This window comes from Paludisphaera rhizosphaerae (assembly GCF_011065895.1).
Lineage (GTDB): Bacteria > Planctomycetota > Planctomycetia > Isosphaerales > Isosphaeraceae > Paludisphaera > Paludisphaera rhizosphaerae.
The window spans coordinates 51,111-69,667 of sequence record NZ_JAALCR010000014.1 but is presented as its reverse complement, the minus strand read 5'-3'; the positions used below and the strand labels follow the sequence as shown (position 1 = coordinate 69,667).

Sequence of the window (18,557 nt, the reverse complement as noted above, 5' to 3'; positions counted from 1 at the left end):
GAGGATCGCGGTCGTCCTGGAAAAACCGAAGGCGACCCCTCGCTGCGGGACAAGCCGACGTATTCGGAAGCGCGGGGCGGCGACATGAACCCCGCCCCGCGCCTCAATGATTACCGCGAGCGGCTGAACGACAGCCCCGGATCGCCGGAGCCGGTCCCCATCAGATGGAAGACGAAGTGGTCTTCGTCCTTCCACGAGAGTCGGCCGACCATGGGAGGCTGGGACTGATCCGCATCCTGGACGAGCGTCAGCAGTCCCCCGCCGGACGTGCGCTCGCCCTGGAACCGCTTCACGGAACCGCCGTGCTCAACGGCCCAGGAGAACTTCCCGGCCTGGGTCAGGTCGAGCGTAATCTTGGTTTCGCCATCGGGGGTCGCGATCCAACGGCCGACGATCGCGTCGTCGCGTACCGCGACGGTCGGCAGGGGCTCGGCCGCCGGAGGAGCAAGCGCCGGGGCCGGGGCGGCGCCAACCGCACCGGGTGCGGCGCCGCCCGCCTGGCCGAGGGCCTGGCTGCGAGCCTTCTCCAGTTCCTGAACGATTTTCGCCGAGAGCGAATCCTTGGGCTGAAGCTGGGAAGCCGCCCGCAGCTGCGCGAGGGCCTCTTCGCCGTGCCCCTGGCTGAGGTAGTGGTAGCCCAGGAGGAAGTGGGCCGCGGCCGAGTTCGGGTCGATCTTCACCTTCGCTTCCAGGGTACGAAGCTGGCTCGTATAAACGGCCGCGTCGTCGTTATAGAAGCCGATCAGCGTCGCCCAATCCCAGCCGGGACCGAGCGTCAGCACCGGGTAGAGAGCCGCCGCCGCGTCGTCGTAGCGATTCATGGCGAACAGCGACAGGGCCCGGAACTCGTGCAGCGTCGGGTCGTTGGGGAGTTGCCGCAGCGCCTGATCGGTCAAATCCAGAGCCGCCCCGTACATCCCGTCCTTGAACGCCTGGCGTCCCTTGTCGAACAGACCGTCAGCGCTGTTGACGACGGTTTCGTCGGGTGGAGCCGTCGCCGGGTTGATCGGCTGGCTGTAGTCGTACGCGGGCTGCTGCTCGACGATCACGGTCTGAGGGACGACGTAGTAGGGGTTCATGTACGACGAGTAGCCCCAGTCATAGAGCATCGGTCCATAGGCCCACGACGAGAGTCCCCAGCCGAGGCCGCTTCCCAGCCCCCATCCAAGGCCGCTTCCCCAACCCCAACCGAGGCCGCCCATCCCCCAACCGAGACCGCCCATCCCCCATCCCATGCCGGGCCAGCCCCAGCCCATGCCCCACATTCCGGGCCAGCCCCAGCCCATGCCGCCCATCCCCAGGCCCCAACCCAGGCTACTCCCCAGTCCGAGACCCAGTCCCCAGCCCAGGCCGTTGCCGAATCCACCGCCTCCCCAGCCCCAGCCGTTATTCCAGCCGCCTCCCCAGCCGTTATTCCAGCCGCCGCGGCCCCATCCGCCGCCTCCCCAACCACGTCCTCCCCAGCCGTTGTTCCAACCACGGTTCCAGTTGCCGTGCATCCCAGCGTAGTTGTTCTGCCAGCCGAGTCCGCGCGAGTTGAAGTTGTTGTTGACGTTGATGTTGCGATTGAAGCTCGTGTTGGTGAAGTTTCCACCGGGTCCGCGCATGTTGGCGAAGGAGGAACGTCCATTGCCGACGCCCGGACCGCCGCCTCCCATGCCGGGACGACCACCCAGCCCTGGTCCTCCACCAATTCCTGGGCCGCTGCCGCCAGGTCTCATCCCCCCACCGGCACCCGCCCACGCGCCCGGACGGCCGCCCACGCCTGAGCCACCCACTCCAGGCCCCCGGTTGCCCCAGTTAATCGACCCGGGCCGATTCGCTCCCAGAGCGGGACCACCACCCAGGCCAGGCCGATTCGATCCCAAAGCGGGGCCACTCCCCACGCCAGGCCTCATGCCGCCTGCACCGCCCCAGGCGTTCGGTCGACCGCCAACCCCCACCCCGCCGATCGAGCCTCGATTGGCCCAGTTCATCGAACCGGGGTTGGAGATCCCTGGCCGACTCCCCAGCGAAGGACCACCGCGATTCACCATGCCGCCGCCCGGCATTCCTCCGCGCATACCGCCCAGCGCGCCACCCGGCGACCTCACGCCGCCCATACTGGGCGATCGCATCGCGCCCAATCCCCCCGCACTCGGGGAACGCATCGCACCCATTCCACCCATATTCGGGGACCGCATCGCGCCCATGCCACCCATGTTGGGGGACCGCATCGCCCCCATTCCACCCATGTTAGGGGACCGCATCGCGCCCATGTTCGGAGACCGCATGGCTCCCATACTTGGAGACCGCATGGCTCCCATGCTCGGGGCTCGCATCGCTCCCATACCACCACCACGCATGCCACCCATGCTCGGGGCCCGCATGCCTCCCATCCCGCCGCGCATGCCCCCCATGCCACCGCCGCCACGCATTCCACCGCCGCCCCCGCGCATGCCGCCGCGCTGGGCCCAGACGTCCGTACTCGACAGGAAAACGAGGACCGCGGCCAGACCCGCCGTGAGTGCCAAACTTGGTTGTCGCCGTCTCATGATCCGCCCCCTTCCACCCGCGAGGCCCATCGAACCCTGTCGATGTCTCATTCTACGCCGTTCCAGGCGCGCGTGTGCTGAAGACGTCCATGTTCTTCCAGTAGATGCATGGCGAAATCCGTACCGAACGTGCCAGCCGGGGGATCGATTCTTCTCCCGCAGCGCCAGCGTGAGCATTCAGACCAAGAGCCAGAAAAGGCGATTCGGTCGTAACATATCTATCGGAGAGCGCTGGGATATCGCCCTTCATATGCCGACCGAACACCCGATGAAATCGATCAATAAAGTGGACGACCGAACCCAATCCCAGCCCCCGGTTCAGGAACGTAAACCCAATACCCTTAATACACTTTTAGCAAACGCTCCCCCGATCAGAAGGGCGAACGGACCCAAATTCGTCAGGCTTCGACAGGGTGTCGGCTCCCCTGGGACGATCGCCAGAAGCCCGGCTGAACTGGAAGCGGCGGGCGTTCGTAAATCGACTCGCCGACGACGGGCGAAATCACAGCCTGCCACGAAAAATGGACGAGGGAAGCCAATCTCGGCCCCTGGTTATGGAGCACAACCTGAATTGTACAGACTGTTTACAACCGACGGATCTGATTCTCAGGACTCGCAAACGAACCCAATGGGGGGGGGAGTTCGGCGGTTCGAGCCATGCGCATAAAAAAAGGAGGAGGCGATCATCCGCCCCCTCCCCTGTTTCGATCTCGAGAGTCTCAGTTCAGGCGTAAACCCGATGCTGCTTCTCGCGGACCTCGGCCCCGTGCTCCAGCAGGAAATCAAGGCAACGGCGCGGGAGACGACATTGGAGGACGACGCGATCGCGGTCCTCGTCATAGGTGCGGTCGTAGATCTGAGCGTACTGAGCCAGGTAGGAGAGGACACGGCCATCGGCGACGCTCGTCTCGACCTCGGCGTCCAGAGCCGATTCGAGCAGGGCCAGCCGCACGGCGTTCTCCAGGGCGTCCAGTCCGTCCCTGGTCGCCGCGCTGATCGTGACCGAGCCGGTGTGATGTGCGCGAAGAACGTCGAGGAAAGAACGGTCGGGGACCTTGTCGGCCTTGTTCAGGACGAGGAGGGTCGGATGATCCTTCAGGCCCAGCTCTTCCAGAACAGCGGTGACAGCCTGGACTTGCATCTCGGCGTCGGGACTCGACGAGTCGACGACGTGCAGCAGCAAATCGGCCTGACGGGCTTCCTCCAGGGTCGCCTTGAACGAAGCGACCAACGAGTGCGGCAGATCGCGGATGAAGCCGACCGTGTCCGACAGCAGTGCCGCGCCTCCGCCCCGGAACCGCCATTTGCGTGTCCGCGTGTCGAGAGTGGCGAAGAGCTTATCCTCGACCAGGACGCCGGCGTCGGTCAGGGCGTTCATGAGCGTGCTCTTGCCGGCGTTGGTGTAGCCGACGAGCGAGACGGTCGGGAAGTCCCCTCGACCGGCAACCTCGCGCTCCTTCCGAGCCTGGATCTTGCCGAGCTTCGCCTTCAGCTCCTGGATCCGGTGGACGACCAGCCGCTTGTCTTCTTCAAGCTGCTTTTCGCCAGGACCGCGGACGCCGATCCCCCCCTTGTAGCGGGAAAGGTGCGTCCACATCCGCTTCAGGCGGGGCATGGCGTATTCAAGCTGCGCCAGTTCCACCTGAAGGTGGGCCTCATGGGTCCGAGCGTGGACCGCGAAGATGTCGAGGATGACCTCGGTGCGGTCGACGACCTTGACCTCAAGGACCTTTTCCAGGTTGCGAGTCTGCGCCGGCCCGAGATCGGCGTCGAAGACGACGACGTCGGCCTCGTAGGCCTTCACCAGTTCCCTGAGTTCCTCGACCTTGCCCGAGCCGATGTAGGTCGCGACGTCCACCTGCTGCCGCTTCTGCAACAGGGTGCCGACCGTCTCCAGACCGGCCGTCTTGGCCAGGCCCCGGATCTCGTCCAGGGGATCGTCGGTGTTGTAAACCGCGCCGGGCAGGATGACTCCGGCCAGGATCGCTCGTTCCTTGCTCCCCAAACGCTCGTTACGGCTCGTGTCGATCAAGTGGGCTGGTACCTCGCTTCAGGTTTCGGAGACCGGTTCGAAACGACGTCGAACGCAGGACGAATTGTAGGTATCTGTACAGATGCGGTCAACGACGATCGGGCTGGGCCGTCCTCGTTGAGGCTCTCTCATTCAGACGCCTCAGAAACCATCAAGGTTCACAGAATTCCATCATCCGCGTCCCGGCGTCCAACTCATCAACTGGCGCACGACAAGGCCCGAACGGCTTGCACCCGGGCCTGGCATCTCAAGCAGGTTATGCTCCGACCTCAAGCGACCTCGACGGCCGGTCATGACTCATTCGCCCTTGATTTGCACGCCCGAATTGGTCGCGGCGTCCGAGGTCGTCGCCGCTCGCAGCTTCTTGGACTTGAACGCGTGCGTCTCCGATTTCTGATCCGCCGGCGGAGGCGCGACGCTGGCGCCCTCGCCGCTATCAAAGCTGCATCCGCCTACGAGCAGGGCGATGGTCGCGACGGCGGTCGAGCACATGCGGAAAAGGGTCATGGCAGTCCCCGGCAGGCAGGCAAGAGGTCGAAGGTGGAGAAGACCAGCCTCGGTCCTGGAGCACGACAACGTCGAATCAACAACGAAGGCCTAGTAAGCGTCGGCCGAGATCACCTCGCCGCGGGCCCGCGTCCCCAGGGCGTTGAGCACGGGGAGGCTGGTCTGTTCCTTCAGGAATCGAACCGAACCATCGCCGAAGAGGACGTTGGCCCCACCGGGATGCTGGCTGTGGAAGCTGAGCTGACCATAGTCCTGGACCTGAGGGATCTTGTACCAATTCTCCAGGTCGGAGACCACGGCGGGACTGTAGAACGACGAGCTATAAAGCGTGAACTGCTGCCCCTTGGCGTTGATCTTGGCGGCCGTCGTCGCCCACCCCACGGGACGGGTGTCGTTCATGAAACCGGGCTGAAAGAACCTCCCCGCCATGTTCCAGTTGGGTACGTAGTTCGGGGTCCCCGCGCTGGAGGCCGAAGGCTCTCCTCGGAATCGAGAAGCCTCTCCCAGAAAGATGGTGTTGCTGAGCCCATCGACCACGCTGCTGACGTTGAAGGTGTAATTGAGGCCGAACATCCCATTCGGCTCGATCGCGCCGCAATTGGGACTGGTCGCGGCGACGGTGTAGTACATGCAATCGGTCAGACCGATGCAGAACGCATAACTCACCTGCGGCGTGGGGATCTGCCCCTGGCTTGGATCCAGAGGGTTGATCGGCAAGTCGGACGGGCAGATATAGCTGGGGATCTTGGTGTTGAACGCGGTCGTGTTAAAGCTCGAGGCATACCCAGACGCGCTCATGAAGTTGGCCGCGTCAAAGACAACCTTCTGCTCAATAAATGGCAAAATCATTTCAAATACATTGTAATACACCAGATAGGAGCGCGAGCAGCTCGTCGAGTCGTACTTGATCGTCCCCATCGGGTACTTGCCCATTGCGCTCTCGTAATTCGCCAACCCAAGCCCCATCTGCTTCAGGTTGTTGACGCACTGAGCGCGTCGAGCGGCTTCGCGCGCAGCCTGGACTGCGGGGAGCAGCAAAGCGATGAGGACCGCGATGATCGCAATCACGACCAGCAACTCGATCAAGGTGAAGCCGCGAGAGCGGTCAAACCTAGGCGACATGGCTGTTTCTCTAGGCTATAGGAGCGATCCGAATCACGTTCACGTCATGAGCCGCATCACTCTGAACCGGAATCCTGAACGAGGCGAGTTTCAGCGATGGCCCTTTTCAATCTGCTACGGAAACAGAGTGTCTTGATTTCACCAAAAAACGAGAAAACCCCATGAAGTTTACGACCGGACCAGCCCTCCAACCCACGGCAAGCCGCAGGAGGAGAAGCTCTCCTTCCAAATAAAACAACTTCAGAAGGCCAGATTCATCGGAAGACAAAACCCGTCGGAAGCGAAGCCCGACAAGCTTTTGATGCTTCAGGATCTCCACTAGCATGGAGGCACGCCCAAGCCAATGTTATGGCATCTGAAAGCCGCGGTGTCCAGTCCCAAGCTCGATGGCGCATAGGAGAGGCCGCCTCATGCGGAATAGCTCGATTGTGCCCTCATGGAGATGCGCGGGATGGCTACTCTCGGGACACGGCCCTGCAAAAGGATATCTGAAGTCGATATGAACAAAGACTTTATAATCCTTGAGAGCGGCACGCTGAACTCACCGGAGCCGCGTCAATTGCTCTCCATTGAATCGCCCGAAAGCCGAAGGCCGGCGCGCGAAAAGGCCCGGACGGAATCAACCGTCCGGGCCTTACTTGGAAATCGCAGTTCCGACTTCGGCTTGATCAGACTTCGGCTTGATCAGACTTCGGGCGGTGGGAGGGGGCCGGGGGCCTCATTGGACCGATGCTTGTGCACAGGGAGTGCCTTGGGAGCGGTGGCAGGGGTCGTGGCGGCGGCGTCGGCCGGGCCGGTCTTGCTGCTCGCCGAGATGGCATCCACACCGCCCGAATCGCAGCCGCTCATGCAGAGGCAGAAGGCGGAGGCGACGGCCGTCAGGACGAGCGATCGAATCTTCATACTCTTTCGTGGCTCCTGTTCGAAACCCGGCCGCCTTCGGCCGGGCGATCGTCGAAGATCAATACGCGTCCGAGCTGATCAGTTCGCCGCCGGAGCGAGTGGCCAGCTTGCGATAGACGCCCGCAAGGCGCTGACCGTTGGCCGGATTGATGCCGCCCGCGACCTCGATGGAGTCCTTGATGAAGTGGACGCTGCCGTCGCCGAAGAGGAAGTTCACCCCGCCCGAGTGCATGCTGCGGAAGCCCCATTGGCCCATGTTCTGGAGCTGGGACGTCGGGTTGAGATCCCAGTCGGTGTAGTAAGTGCCATCGCCGCCCGGCTCAGGAATCAGGACGCTGGCGTTGGGCTTGGCCACGGTGGTCGCGAAGGCGAAGATTCGGCTCACGCCGCTGGCGATGTTCGAGCCGTACCAGGCGTCCATGTTCCACTGATAGAACCAGTCGCCGTCGGCGTCGTTGCGGAACTTGGAGGTCTCGCCGACGAAGAGGGTGTTGCTCAAGCCATCGGTGACGGCCGAGACGCCGTAGTTATAGTCGGGCATGAACATGCCGTCGCTCTGGGCCGAAGGCACGTTCGCGCTTGCGCCGTTCCACCAGTGGGTGATGTCCTTGTTGCCCATAGAGCCGCCGTAAGAGCTCTGCGACCGTCCCGCGACGTTGGTCGGATAAGACCTCGACTTGAGGTCGGAGGGGCAGATGTACGTGGCGATCATCGAGTTGTAAGCCGTGCTGTTCATCTCCTTACCGAAGGAGGGAACCACCCCCATGACACTGCCGTTGTCGAGCGATCCCACCATGAAGTTGATGGAGTTGTAGATCGCCGACTGCTCGATCTGCGGCAGAATGAAGGCGAAGAAGGTGTGACGGCGGGGGAAGCTGGTATCCTTGCCGGCCCCTCCGCCGTAGCGGAGCGAGCCCAGGGGATAGGTGCCCTGGGCGCTCTCGTAGTTCGCCAGGCCCAGGCCGATCTGCTTGAGGTTGTTGACGCACTGGGCGCGACGGGCCGCCTCGCGGGCCGACTGCACGGCCGGAAGCAGCAAGGCGATGAGCACGGCGATGATGGCGATGACGACCAGCAGCTCGATCAGCGTGAAGCCTCGAACGCGGTTCTGTTCAGGAAGACTCATTCTCGGAAAAACCTCATGACTGATGGGGACGAGTCGGAATTCGCATTTATGTCGAAGCTTAATGATTCAAGTCCCGGCGGCCGCAGCCTCGGCTTTGGCAGGCGAGGCCCGGCGTACACCGTGGATCAGTTGTAGGTCTCGAGCGGGGCCTGCTGGGCCTTGGAGTTGCCGGTAGGCGGCGGGGGCGGAGCAGCCGGTGCGCGGGACGCCTTCGCCACACCCGCCTCTTCACCGCCCGAGGTCGCCGACGCGCCTCCCCCGCCTTCCTCGCCGCAGCCGGTCAGGCCGACCAGGCACGAACCCAGAAACGCCGCCAGGACCAATCTTCGATGCCGCATGAAACAAATCCTGCTAGGTGGTCGAGAGGGTCGGTTTCAACCGGACTTCGCTCAATAGGCGTCCGCGCTGACGGTCTCGTTGGAGCCGCGGGTGGCCAGCTTGCGATAGACGCCGTTCTGAGCCCATCCGTTGGTCGGATTGGTCCCCGAGACGACCTCGATGGAGTCCTTGATGAAGTGGACGCTGCCGTCGCCGAAGAGGAAGTTCACGCCGCCGGAGTGACGGCTACGGAAACCCCACTGGCCGAAGTCCTGGAATCGCGTGCTGGGATTCCGCTCCCAGTTGGTGGTGTAGGAGCTGTCCGAGGGAACGTCCGGGACGAGCATGCTGGCGTTAGGCTTGGAGAGCGTGAAAGCCAGGGCGTTGGGCCGGGTGACGCCCGTCACCGAGGACGAGGTGTAGGCGTCGTTGCCCCACTGGTTGGTGTAGGTCGCCGCATCCGGGTCGGTACGGTAGGCCGAAACCTCGCCGACGAACAGCGTGTTGCTCAGGCCGTCGGAGACGTCGCTCACCGCGTAGTTGTAGTCGGCGTTGAACATGCCGTCCGACTGGATGATCGAGGGGCTGGCAGGGCAGCCGTACCACCAGTGACGGACGTCCTTGTGACCCGTCGATCCCGAGTAGGAAGACTGGGCTCGACCACGGGTGGTCGTGGCGGCGGGCGGCAGGACGTTGTCCGAAGGGCAGATCAGCGAGCCGATCGTCGTGTTCAGGGCCGTCAGGTTGCAGGCGCCGCCGTTGACCGCGACCGTCCCGAACGGATTCCCCGTGTCGATGGCGGGAACCAGGAAGTTCACCGAATTATAGATCTGGGTCTGCTCCATCATCGGCAGGATCATGGTGAAGAACGTATGCCGTCGACGAACGCTGCAGTCGGAAGTCGGCTTGCTGCCGTTGCCGATGGAACCGGGCGGAAACGTGCCGTTGGAGCTCTCGTAATTGGCGAGAGCCAGCCCAACCTGCTTGAGGTTGTTCACGCACTGGGCGCGGCGGGCGGCCTCGCGCGCAGCCTGTACGGCCGGGAGCAGCAGGGCGATCAACACAGCGATAATGGCAATGACGACCAGCAGTTCGATCAGCGTGAATCCGCGACGCGGAACCGAGCTCAACGACATGGGCTTCCTCGAAAGAGAAGACGAACCGAATTACTTATCAAAATACATGAATGCACAAACTCAACCAAACGGCTGAATCAATGCACATGACGGAACAGCGATCGATGACGATCGCTGATTCGTGGCGGCGGAGCGAAATCAGGGCTGCATGAATTCAAGAATCGACCCTGATCACCCATGAAATCACGCGATAAGCCGGTTCTCCATAAACGAGAACGGCCCAGCGATCAGCAGGGGGATTAGGATGTTATGAGCTAGGCAGACGTTGATAGAGGAGGGAAGCAAGGCGGAGAGCTTCAAGACTCGGCACGAGACCGACCCCGAATCGAATTAATCGCTGGCTGGAGAGAGAGGAAGGGTCCAGCAACGATTACTTGTTCCCACGATCATTAAGATGTTATAGCTCAAGCCGCGATTAGTCAACTTCCAACCTCGATTAACGAGCTGTTAAACCCTGTTTGCAGACGCGTGGAGGCTTTCTTAATTTCCTCGGAGGTCCTGACGAGAAAACCAGACATGCCGATACGTGGAAACATGCGTCCAGCCTCGGCCCCTGCTCGATGCTTCCCCGACACTGGGCCGGTTGCTGCTCCGAACCAGGGTGGCTCAGAGCGCAGCGCTATCTATCATGAAGACATTCCGGGCGGTTCACGTCAAATCTTGTGCCGATTGAAGGCCGGTCCGGTCCTATCCCAGCACCTTCCTCGGTTGGATGATGTGGCCATCTGGCGCGACTTCGCCGATGGCCACCAGCCGACCATCCGGGGCGATGAGTGCGACATCGCACGCGGGTGGGGCGTCCAGGTTCAGCTTCCGGCCGAGCAGCACGTCGGCCAGGTTCTCCTCGTCGAGGGGAAGGCGAGGAAGGTCGGGGACGGCGTCGAGCGCCGGGCGGATGGTCTCAAAAAGGGTGCCCCGGTCGAGATCGGCGGGAGCGACGGCGTCGGCCTGGGCGAAGACGCCGATCCGCGTTCGCGCCAGCGTCTCCATGACGGCCCCGCAGCCGAGCGTCTCTCCCAGGTCGCGTGCGATCGATCGGATGTAGGTCCCGCTCCCACAGTCGATCTCCAGATCGAGCCGGGGCCAGGTGTAATCCAGAATCCGGATCGCATCGATGCGAACCGGGCGCGGAGCCAGTTCGACGGCCTCACCGGCGCGGGCCAGTTCATAAGCCCGCCGGCCCTCGACTTTCAGGGCCGAAAACGAGGGGGGGTGCTGCAGGATCTCACCGACCTGGGAAGCCAGGACCGCCTCGATCTCGTCAAGGCTCGGCACGCGCGGATCAGCCGTGGCGACCACGGTGCCGTCGACGTCGTGCGTGTCGCTTCGGGCGCCGAGGCGGAACGTCGATCGGTAGGTCTTCCCCATCCGCTGGACGAACTCGATCAGTCGGGTGGCCGAGCCGACGCAGACGACCAGAACGCCGGTCGCCAACGGATCGAGCGTGCCGGCGTGTCCGGCCTTCACCTTGCGCGGCAGCAGGCGAACGACGCGGTTGACGACGTCGCGCGAGGTCACGCCGGGGGGCTTGTCGAGGTTCAGGATCCCGGAAAGCTCCGGGCCCACGCCCACGTCTGCAAGACTCACTGGGAACGGCCCTCAGGTGGAAAGGCGGGGAGGCCGACCGCATCGATCGGTTCCCCCGCACGTAGTCTGCGAGCGGCTTCGGCGAATCGCTCGGACTTGGCCAATCGTTCGGTCGGGTCGTAGCGATAGCCAGCGACCCGACGGTAATGGACGCTCGTTCGATCACAGGCCTCAGCCAGCCGAGTGGAGTCGAGACCGAAATGGGCGGCGCACGAGGAAACGTCGGGCCTGGAGACGGCCGCCGCCCCGAAAGCGGATCGCCCCGCCAACTCTCGGAGCACCGCGGCGGCCAGCGCGACGTATCCCCTCAGGTTCGGGTGGTGCGTGTCCTCGACGACCGAGTCGTCCAGCATCCCCGCCGGGCTGGTCTCCATCAGTTCGCGACGACCATCGATGAGAATGCAGTTGGCATGCCTCTCCGCCACGCGGCGGTAAACGTCGCGGAACGGCGATGGGCAGCGGATCGGCAGGCCGTCGAGATCGAGGGCCTTCATGAACTCCTCGCGAGCCTCGTCCGACTTTCCCGCGGCTCGAAGCCGCCCTCCGAGTCGGTAGTGCGCCTCGGCGAACTCCGGGTGACGGTCGATGATCGATCGATAGACGCCCTCGGCGTGGAGGGGTTCGGAGGCTTCCCGCGATCGAGCCTCCAGCAACGTATCCGCAATTCGACGCCGCTCTTCCCCGCCGACGCCCGGCTCGACGGTCGAACGGCTCGGTTCGTAGTCGGCCTCGTTGGCGGGGGGGATGATCAGGATGGGTTGGGCCCCGATCCGCTCGCAGTAGGCGACGATCTCCTCCAGCCGCGCCGTGAAGTCGGCGAGCACGGCGGCGGTTTCGGCCGGTCCGCAGAGGGGGGGGTCGACGACCTGATGGCGGTTTTTCAACGACGGCGGCGAATCCAGCCGGATCTTGCTGAGGAGTTCGCGGACGAGGCGCCCGAACGGCGAGCCGCCGTCGAGACGGTGGACCCCGGCGACGAAGGCCGAGGTCGATTCCATGCCCACTTCATAGACCCGATCCGACTCGAACCGTGCGGCGAATTCGTTGTGGCCCGAGTAGACGATCACGGCGTCCGGCTTCCGGACGATCCGGGCGAGCTTCTGGTGCTGAAGCTCCAGCGAGTCGCCCAGCCAGGCGAGCGTCTCCACCTCGAAGCGACGCTCCGGCGCGGCCTCGGCCAGCTTCCACGCCACGATCTGCCCCACCGAAACACAGGCCCGGTAGGGCTCGCCCAACGCGCTCGATCCGCCAAGGACCAGGAGGCGGTAGACGCCGGGCTCCTCAGCCGGAAACGTCGTGGGGAGGACCGGGAACCGGTGAACCCAGGCCAGGACGACGGCCGCTCCCAGTTCCAGGGCGACCAGCGAAGACAGGCACGAAAGCGCCATGAGGAAGGCCTGCCCCGCCCGTCCCGCGGGCTGACCCCGCCGCCGGGCGCTCAGGGCGTTCCAGGCGGCGATCGGCAGACCGAAGACGCTAGCCACGACCAGAGCCGTGCGGAGGATGATGGCCCCCGAGAGCAAGGCCTCGGCCAACCCACGCCGGACGTCCCGCGAGAGGATCGGCAATAGGTCAGGAAGAGCCAGCGCCAGACTCACCCCCAACGCCGCAACCAGCGCCAGCACGAAGAGGGCCAGCCATTTTAAGACGGTCCGCCGGTGGAGGCTTCGAGACAGATGGGGATCGGAGAGGTCCAAGGTCGCAAGTGGGCCGTGTTAGGCGATGGTCGGGGGTTCGCGGGCGGAAAGCAACGACGCAGCGGAGGTCACATCGGCTCGTCGTCAGGGGATAAGGCCGCTTTCAACCCGCCCGCAACGCGCGAACGAGCCGCCTCGATTGTACTTGGATCAGGCCGGCGAGCCAACCCGCCGGCGCGACCGTCGTCATCTGGCGCCGGGGTCGGAGGCGTCGGCCGTGCGACGGCCCGCCGCGACCTTGACGTTGGCCATCCCCTTCAGGACCGCGCTGGCTCCCAGGTCGTCGTGCTTCACGTTGACCGTGCAGGTCCCGATCCCGTCGGCGACTCCCTTGACCTTCACCTTAACGCCCAGCAGCACGTAGGCGCCGGGTCCGATCCGATCGATGACCGGGAATTGGACCTGGGATCCATCGGGGGACCTTTGGCTCTCCCCTTCGGGCCCGCCGGAGGTCTCCGTCGGCTGGAGGTTCTTGGAGACCTCGGCGACCACGGCGACGTTCGACGCTTCCTTGGTGCCTCGATTTTCAAGGCGGATGAAGAACGTCGTTTCGTTGCCCTCGTCGACGACCCGTCGTTTTTCGGTGACGTAGATGTCGAGGTCGGCCATCCCCTGCACGTCCGTTGATTGTTTGTCCCGCACGACGGCCACGCCGTCGGCCTTCGCCTCGGCGGTCACCTCGTAGAAGCCGACGTCAAGCATCCGGACCTCGAACGGCAGCACGCGAGGCTTGGCGGCGGCGTTGGCCGGATCGGTCGGAGGAAGTTCGGGAACAGACCAGATCAATCGCTTGGACGTGCGGTCGTAGTCGACGCCCGAGGGGACGGAGATCAACTTGCCGCTGACCGGCAGGGCGATCGACACTCGAACGTTCTTCGCGGTCGCCGTGCCGGGGTTCTCGATGGTCAGTTCGTACTGGGCGACCGTATCGGTGTAACGCTTATCAGGAGCAGCCAGTTGGAGCTTAAGCTTGGGCTCGATGACGTCCACGGCGCGTTCGACCTCGGCGTCGGCGGCGTTGAAGACGACGTCGGGGCTGGTGACCTTCACCGTGCAGGTTTGTCGCCCCCCCTGTCTGGCGTCGACGCTGAGAGCCGGCAGGTCGATGCGTCCGCCCGGCTCAAGCCCCTCAATCGGGTGTTCAAGGCTGCTCGGGTCGCCGCCGCGATCCTTGGTCTCGTACGAAAGCCCCGGGCTGAGCTTCGCCAGCACCATGATGTTCCGCACCGGGCCGTCGCCCGTGTTGAAGACCGAGATCTGGAACTCCACCGGCTTCCCTTTGAGCTGCTTGGACAGACTCGGCCGCTGGACGACCTCAACCTTCAACTTCGGCTCCAGAACCCGAGTCCTCGCCTTGCTGCCGGCCTGGAACGAGACGGTCGCCGCATGATCCATATGGGTCACCGAAGTCGGAACGACGCGCAACAGGATCGTCTTGGGGGAACCGGCGGGAAGCGTCCCCAGCCGCCAGGTCAGGAGGCCCTGGGCGTCGGTCTCGGGCGGGGGCGAGCTGGAGATGAACTTCAGGCCCTGGGGCAGTTCATCGCGGACGCAAACGCCGAGCGCGTCCGTCGAACCGCTGTTGACGACGATGATTTTGACCGTCGATTCCTTGTTCACGTTCATCTCGGCCGGGGCCTGAACCTCGACGTTGACGAGGACCTCGTGTTTCCCTAGCGGGAGCCGCTCGATGGGCGCAAGGTAACCGCCGTCGGGGACGATTCCAGAAGCCGAGGCCGCAGCGGCCGGCGCTGGGGCTGCTGCCGGCCCCTTTCCGCCGGCCTGAACCTGCTCGACTTCTTCATCGCGCGGGGCGACGCCGGTCCCGGCGCGGGGGGCCAGCGGGGCGTCTTCCATGCCGGGGAGGGGCTCGCGGGTGGAGGGGGCGGGAGCGGTCGGCGCCGGCGCGGCCTCGGCCGGAAACTGTTCCAGGCCGGCCGTTCCGGGCGATGCCGGAGCGGGAGCGGGGGCGTCGACGGGGAACGCCTCCTGCGCGCCCAGAATGCGTGCGGGGCCGCAGGCGATCAACAACACCATGCCGAGCAGAAAGAAGAGTCGCCGGCCCATGGTTTACCATCCCCTCCTTGGGACGCCCGCCCAATGCGACGCCGTGCGTCGCGACGGGTTCGAGTGCGATCCGGTCGGGAACGGCCCCGGCGACCGGCGCGCGTCGGCGCGTGTCGGGACCTCGGCCGATCCTCCGCCGGTTTGATAGCACAACCCCGCCCAGGCCGGAAGGTCAATCGCCGACGATCTCCGCCGCCAGCCTCTGCGCCACGACCTCCGCCGACTCGACCGGCTCGATCGAAATCGGCGAGACCTCGGAGAGCCCCCGGAACCAAGTCCCCTGCCGCTTGGCGAACTGCCGCGTTCGGGTCTGGATCAGGTCGATGGTCTGACGCAGATCAGCCCCCCCCGCCAGGTGGGCGATCACTTCCTTGTATCCAACCCCCTGCGCGGCGACCGACCCCATCGGCCTTGGACCAGCCTGAAGGCGTTGGACCTCGTCGATGAGCCCAGCATCGAACATTCCCAGAACACGACGGTTGATGCGGTCGTACAACCAGGGTCGGGGAGGCGTCAGTGCGAAGACTCGAACGCTGGCCGGCGCGGCGCGGTCGTGTTCGCACTGAAGGGTGCTGAAGGGAGAGCCGGTCGTCTCGATCACCTCAAGCGCCCGGACGATCCGACGGCGGTCGTTGGGATGCAATCGCGCGGCCGTCGCCGGGTCAAGGGTTGCGAGCCGGGCGTGCATGACGGCGTCGCCCAGGCTTTCCGCCTCGGCTTCGAGCCGGCCGCGAACCTCGGGCACGGCCCCGGGCCCGTCGAACAGCCCCCGGAGCATCGCCTTCAAATAGAGAGCGGTGCCGCCGACGAACAGAACTCGTCGCCCCCGCGACTCAACGGCTTGGATCATCTCCAGGGCCCAGCCGCGATACTGCGCGACGCTCGCCGACTCCCAGGGATCGAGGACGTCGATCAGATGGTGAGGGACGCCCCCCTGCTCTTCCCTCGTCGGTTTGGCCGTGCCGACGTCCATGCCGCGGTAAAGCGTCATCGAGTCGAGCGCGAGGATCTCGGCGTCGAGGAGACGGGCCAGATGAACGCCGACCGCTGACTTGCCGGAGGCCGTCGGTCCGGTCAGATAGATGGCGCGATGCTCGGGAGCGAGAGTCACCGGCCGACCTCGCGCATCGCTTGCTCGACGGCCTCATAGGGATAGACCCAAACGAGCGGCACCCCGAGCTTGGTCACGACGTAGGCTGGCTGGGTTCTGGAGATCAAGATGCGATCCCAGGGGTGCATCGCCCCGGGCCGGTTCTGAAAGACGTACCACTGCGGCTGTCCCGGATCGATCGGGGCGAGCTTCTGCGGCAAGTCGCCTGTGCGCCGGAGGTACAACCAGGAAGTGGGGAATGTGGAAAACCGGATCGTCCGCCCCTGGTCGGTCTTCTCCCGGAGCCAGGCGAGGGCGTCGGCGTCGAGGGCGTCCCAGTAGTATGTGGGCTCCATGCCCAGCTTCGAGGCCCCCGGTAGACCGCCGACGAGCGGGCTGTAGTACGAGAGCGGAACAGGCAGCATGACAGCGACGCTCAAAGCCCCTTCCAGCAAGCTCGCCCCGACGATCCAGCGCGAAAACCGCCCGAACCACGCCCGGATTTGCTCCGCCCCAGGCCCTGCCAGCAGCGCGAGCATTCCGAAGGCCGGCAGAAACAGCCGGACTCCGTCGTGGCCCGGCACGTGAGGCATCGCTCGGAGGGCGAGCAGAAAGAGCCAGTGTCCAAGAAAGAGCAGAAGAATCGGCTCGACCTTCCACCTCGCGACCGCCCGCCACGCCCCCGCCAGGGCTAGCAGAAGAAAGCCGACGGGCGTGGTGAACGCCGTCAGTACGATCGTGTTGAACCAGGGGAGCGATTCTTTCGGCGTCTGGTAAATGGTCCCCAGGAACTGGACCTCGATCCGAATCGTCTGGTCCCGAGTCAGGTTCGATCGGAAGAACCGCAGCGGCCCAGCGATCGGCTCGGACCACCATGGCGGCTGAAGCAGATAGGCGACGGCCAGACCGATGCACACTCCGAACGCAAGCGTGCGAAACGCCTGCCCGCTCCGATAGATCACCGCCCAGACGAGAAACGGCAAGGGGAGGAACCAGCCCGTCAGCTTGTTCGCCATCGCACAACCGAGCACCGCCCCGAGGACGACGGCCCAGAGCAATTCGGCTCGCCTCCCACCTGCCGCTGGTTCCTGTTCGACGGCCTTGGCGAAAGCCATGACGGCCAACAGCCAGACGCACGTGAGAGGACCGTCATACGTGGCGTAGTGGCCGTAGCCGAACATCTGGGGGTGCAAAACCCACGCTCCGGCCGAAGCCGCCGCCGCCCACCATCCCCAGCGTCGACCGACGAAGTGGAACAAGGCCCCCGCACAGAAGCTGAACAGGAGAATCGGCCCCAGGCGTCCCCGCGCGAGGTCGGATCGGCCAGGCGTCAGCACGTCGCCGATCAGCCCCAGCAAGGCGTAGAACGGGGGATGGCCGTGGGGTTCCTCGCGGGCGAACGGCCAGAACCAGGCGAGGACGTCCGGGTCGGTGAGCAGTTTCCACCGAGAGTCGACCCTCGAAGCCGGCGGGGGTGGAGCCCCCTCCTGCTGGACCAACTCCTCGACCGGCGGCTTCCAACTCGCCGCGAATGCGGTCGGATCGCGGAGAGCCTGGAACCAGAGCCGTAATCGAGCCTCGCGGCCAAGGCTGTAACTCTCATCCCAGGCGATCGCCAACCGAGGCTCGGTCGCCAGCATCAGGACGAGCGTCGCCGCGCCGACGAGCAGCGAGGCGATGAACAAGCGCCTTCCTGGAAGGCTCGGCGCAGAGGAAGGCCCGGGAGAATCGACGGGGATCGTCGGACTTCCCGGGCCGTTTCGTTTCGCTTCAGGACCGCTCACGGACGCCGCTCCGATCGATGGATCGTCAGACGGGCGCGAGCACCAGGCCGTTGGCGGGCTCGGCGGTCTTCACGATCGGCTCATGCGAGCGGATCAGGGCGACTTCCGTGCAGTTCGGGAAGAGCGGGCAGCGGACGCACTCGTTCCAGATCTTGTGCGGCAGTTCCGCCTTATCGATCTGGGCGTAGCCGCAACGCTCGAAAAACCCGACGGCGTAGGTCAGCGCAAAGACCGAGTTGATCTCCAGGTCGCTCGCTTGCTCCCAGCAGGCGTCGACCAGCTTGCGGCCGACCCCCATGCCCTGAGCTTCCTCGGCGACGGCCAGACACTTCAACTCGGCAAGGTCCTCCCAGAACACATGCAACGCCACACAGCCCACAACTCTCCCTTCCTCGTCCACCGCGACGAGGAATTCTCGAATCGACTCGTACAGTTCGCCCATGGACCTGCGGATCATGACCTTGCGGTCCGCGAACTTGCGAATCAGCTCATAGATGGCGGGAACGTCGCCGACGCGTGCGGTGCGGATGTTCAATCGAGGAACCTCCCGAATCGGCTTAGCAGCCGTTTGCAGGGGAACTTGCAAATCACAGGCCCAGAAAAAAGCCGAGACGACGCCTCGGCGCATGGATCGGCCTGGAACACTCATTTTAG

General features: G+C 64.6%; 14 protein-coding genes. All 14 read right to left on the bottom strand.

What is annotated here, in order from left to right:
- Nucleotides 1-110 precede the first annotated feature (110 nt).
- The gene (locus G5C50_RS32970; protein ID WP_206107762.1) at nucleotides 111-1,658 is read right to left on the bottom strand and encodes a tetratricopeptide repeat protein; all 1,548 of its coding nucleotides are present in this window, start codon (nucleotides 1,656-1,658) and stop codon (nucleotides 111-113) included.
- A gap of 1,600 nt (nucleotides 1,659-3,258) precedes the next feature.
- The gene (hflX, locus tag G5C50_RS18655) at nucleotides 3,259-4,566 is read right to left on the bottom strand and encodes a GTPase HflX (protein WP_165071767.1); all 1,308 of its coding nucleotides are present in this window, start codon (nucleotides 4,564-4,566) and stop codon (nucleotides 3,259-3,261) included.
- Nucleotides 4,567-4,863: 297 nt separating this feature from the next.
- Nucleotides 4,864-5,073: a hypothetical protein gene (locus G5C50_RS18650; RefSeq protein WP_165071766.1), complete on the bottom strand. Its 210-nt coding sequence runs from the start codon at nucleotides 5,071-5,073 to the stop codon at nucleotides 4,864-4,866.
- A gap of 90 nt (nucleotides 5,074-5,163) precedes the next feature.
- Nucleotides 5,164-6,195, bottom strand: a complete 1,032-nt coding sequence (locus G5C50_RS18645) for a DUF1559 domain-containing protein (RefSeq protein ID WP_165071946.1) — start codon at nucleotides 6,193-6,195, stop codon at nucleotides 5,164-5,166.
- Nucleotides 6,196-6,879: 684 nt separating this feature from the next.
- Nucleotides 6,880-7,098, bottom strand: a complete 219-nt coding sequence (locus G5C50_RS18640) for a hypothetical protein (RefSeq protein ID WP_165071765.1) — start codon at nucleotides 7,096-7,098, stop codon at nucleotides 6,880-6,882.
- Nucleotides 7,099-7,156: 58 nt separating this feature from the next.
- Nucleotides 7,157-8,224, bottom strand: a complete 1,068-nt coding sequence (locus tag G5C50_RS18635) for a DUF1559 family PulG-like putative transporter (protein WP_165071764.1) — start codon at nucleotides 8,222-8,224, stop codon at nucleotides 7,157-7,159.
- A 125-nt stretch (nucleotides 8,225-8,349) separates the two neighbouring features.
- Nucleotides 8,350-8,562, bottom strand: coding sequence for a hypothetical protein (locus G5C50_RS18630; protein ID WP_165071763.1), 213 nt, complete (start codon nucleotides 8,560-8,562; stop codon nucleotides 8,350-8,352).
- 51 nt (nucleotides 8,563-8,613) lie between these two features.
- Entirely contained in the window at nucleotides 8,614-9,678 is a 1,065-nt protein-coding gene (locus G5C50_RS18625; protein WP_165071762.1) for a DUF1559 domain-containing protein, read from the bottom strand.
- A 687-nt stretch (nucleotides 9,679-10,365) separates the two neighbouring features.
- Nucleotides 10,366-11,265: a tRNA pseudouridine(55) synthase TruB gene (gene truB, locus G5C50_RS18620; protein ID WP_240907227.1), complete on the bottom strand. Its 900-nt coding sequence runs from the start codon at nucleotides 11,263-11,265 to the stop codon at nucleotides 10,366-10,368.
- Nucleotides 11,262-12,962, bottom strand: coding sequence for a tetratricopeptide repeat protein (locus G5C50_RS18615; RefSeq protein ID WP_165071761.1), 1,701 nt, complete (start codon nucleotides 12,960-12,962; stop codon nucleotides 11,262-11,264). The genes truB and G5C50_RS18615 overlap by 4 nt, the downstream gene beginning before the upstream one ends.
- A gap of 186 nt (nucleotides 12,963-13,148) precedes the next feature.
- Nucleotides 13,149-15,029, bottom strand: a complete 1,881-nt coding sequence (locus G5C50_RS18610; RefSeq protein WP_165071759.1) for a DUF11 domain-containing protein — start codon at nucleotides 15,027-15,029, stop codon at nucleotides 13,149-13,151.
- Between the two features lie 172 nt (nucleotides 15,030-15,201).
- Complete coding sequence (miaA, locus tag G5C50_RS18605; RefSeq protein WP_165071758.1) at nucleotides 15,202-16,140, bottom strand: tRNA (adenosine(37)-N6)-dimethylallyltransferase MiaA; 939 nt, start codon at nucleotides 16,138-16,140, stop codon at nucleotides 15,202-15,204.
- Complete coding sequence (locus G5C50_RS18600; protein WP_240907220.1) at nucleotides 16,137-17,804, bottom strand: ArnT family glycosyltransferase; 1,668 nt, start codon at nucleotides 17,802-17,804, stop codon at nucleotides 16,137-16,139. Before G5C50_RS18600 ends, miaA begins: the two co-directional genes overlap by 4 nt.
- 124 nt (nucleotides 17,805-17,928) lie before the next feature.
- Nucleotides 17,929-18,438, bottom strand: coding sequence for an N-acetyltransferase (locus G5C50_RS18595; RefSeq protein WP_165071757.1), 510 nt, complete (start codon nucleotides 18,436-18,438; stop codon nucleotides 17,929-17,931).
- Nucleotides 18,439-18,557 lie beyond the last annotated feature (119 nt).

What these genes read in the sequence shown, in the direction of transcription:
- G5C50_RS18635 (WP_165071764.1), bottom strand. Translation starts at nt 8,224, where the DNA reads ATGAGTCTTCCTGAACAGAACCGCGTTCGAGGCTTCACGCTGATCGAG.
- G5C50_RS18610 (WP_165071759.1), bottom strand. Translation starts at nt 15,029, where the DNA reads ATGGGCCGGCGACTCTTCTTTCTGCTCGGCATGGTGTTGTTGATCGCC.
- G5C50_RS18650 (WP_165071766.1), bottom strand. Translation starts at nt 5,073, where the DNA reads ATGACCCTTTTCCGCATGTGCTCGACCGCCGTCGCGACCATCGCCCTG.
- G5C50_RS18645 (WP_165071946.1), bottom strand. Translation starts at nt 6,195, where the DNA reads ATGTCGCCTAGGTTTGACCGCTCTCGCGGCTTCACCTTGATCGAGTTG.
- G5C50_RS32970 (WP_206107762.1), bottom strand. Translation starts at nt 1,658, where the DNA reads ATGGGAGGCGGCGGTCCGGGCGTCGGCAATGGACGTTCCTCCTTCGCC.
- G5C50_RS18625 (WP_165071762.1), bottom strand. Translation starts at nt 9,678, where the DNA reads ATGTCGTTGAGCTCGGTTCCGCGTCGCGGATTCACGCTGATCGAACTG.
- G5C50_RS18640 (WP_165071765.1), bottom strand. Translation starts at nt 7,098, where the DNA reads ATGAAGATTCGATCGCTCGTCCTGACGGCCGTCGCCTCCGCCTTCTGC.
- G5C50_RS18630 (WP_165071763.1), bottom strand. Translation starts at nt 8,562, where the DNA reads ATGCGGCATCGAAGATTGGTCCTGGCGGCGTTTCTGGGTTCGTGCCTG.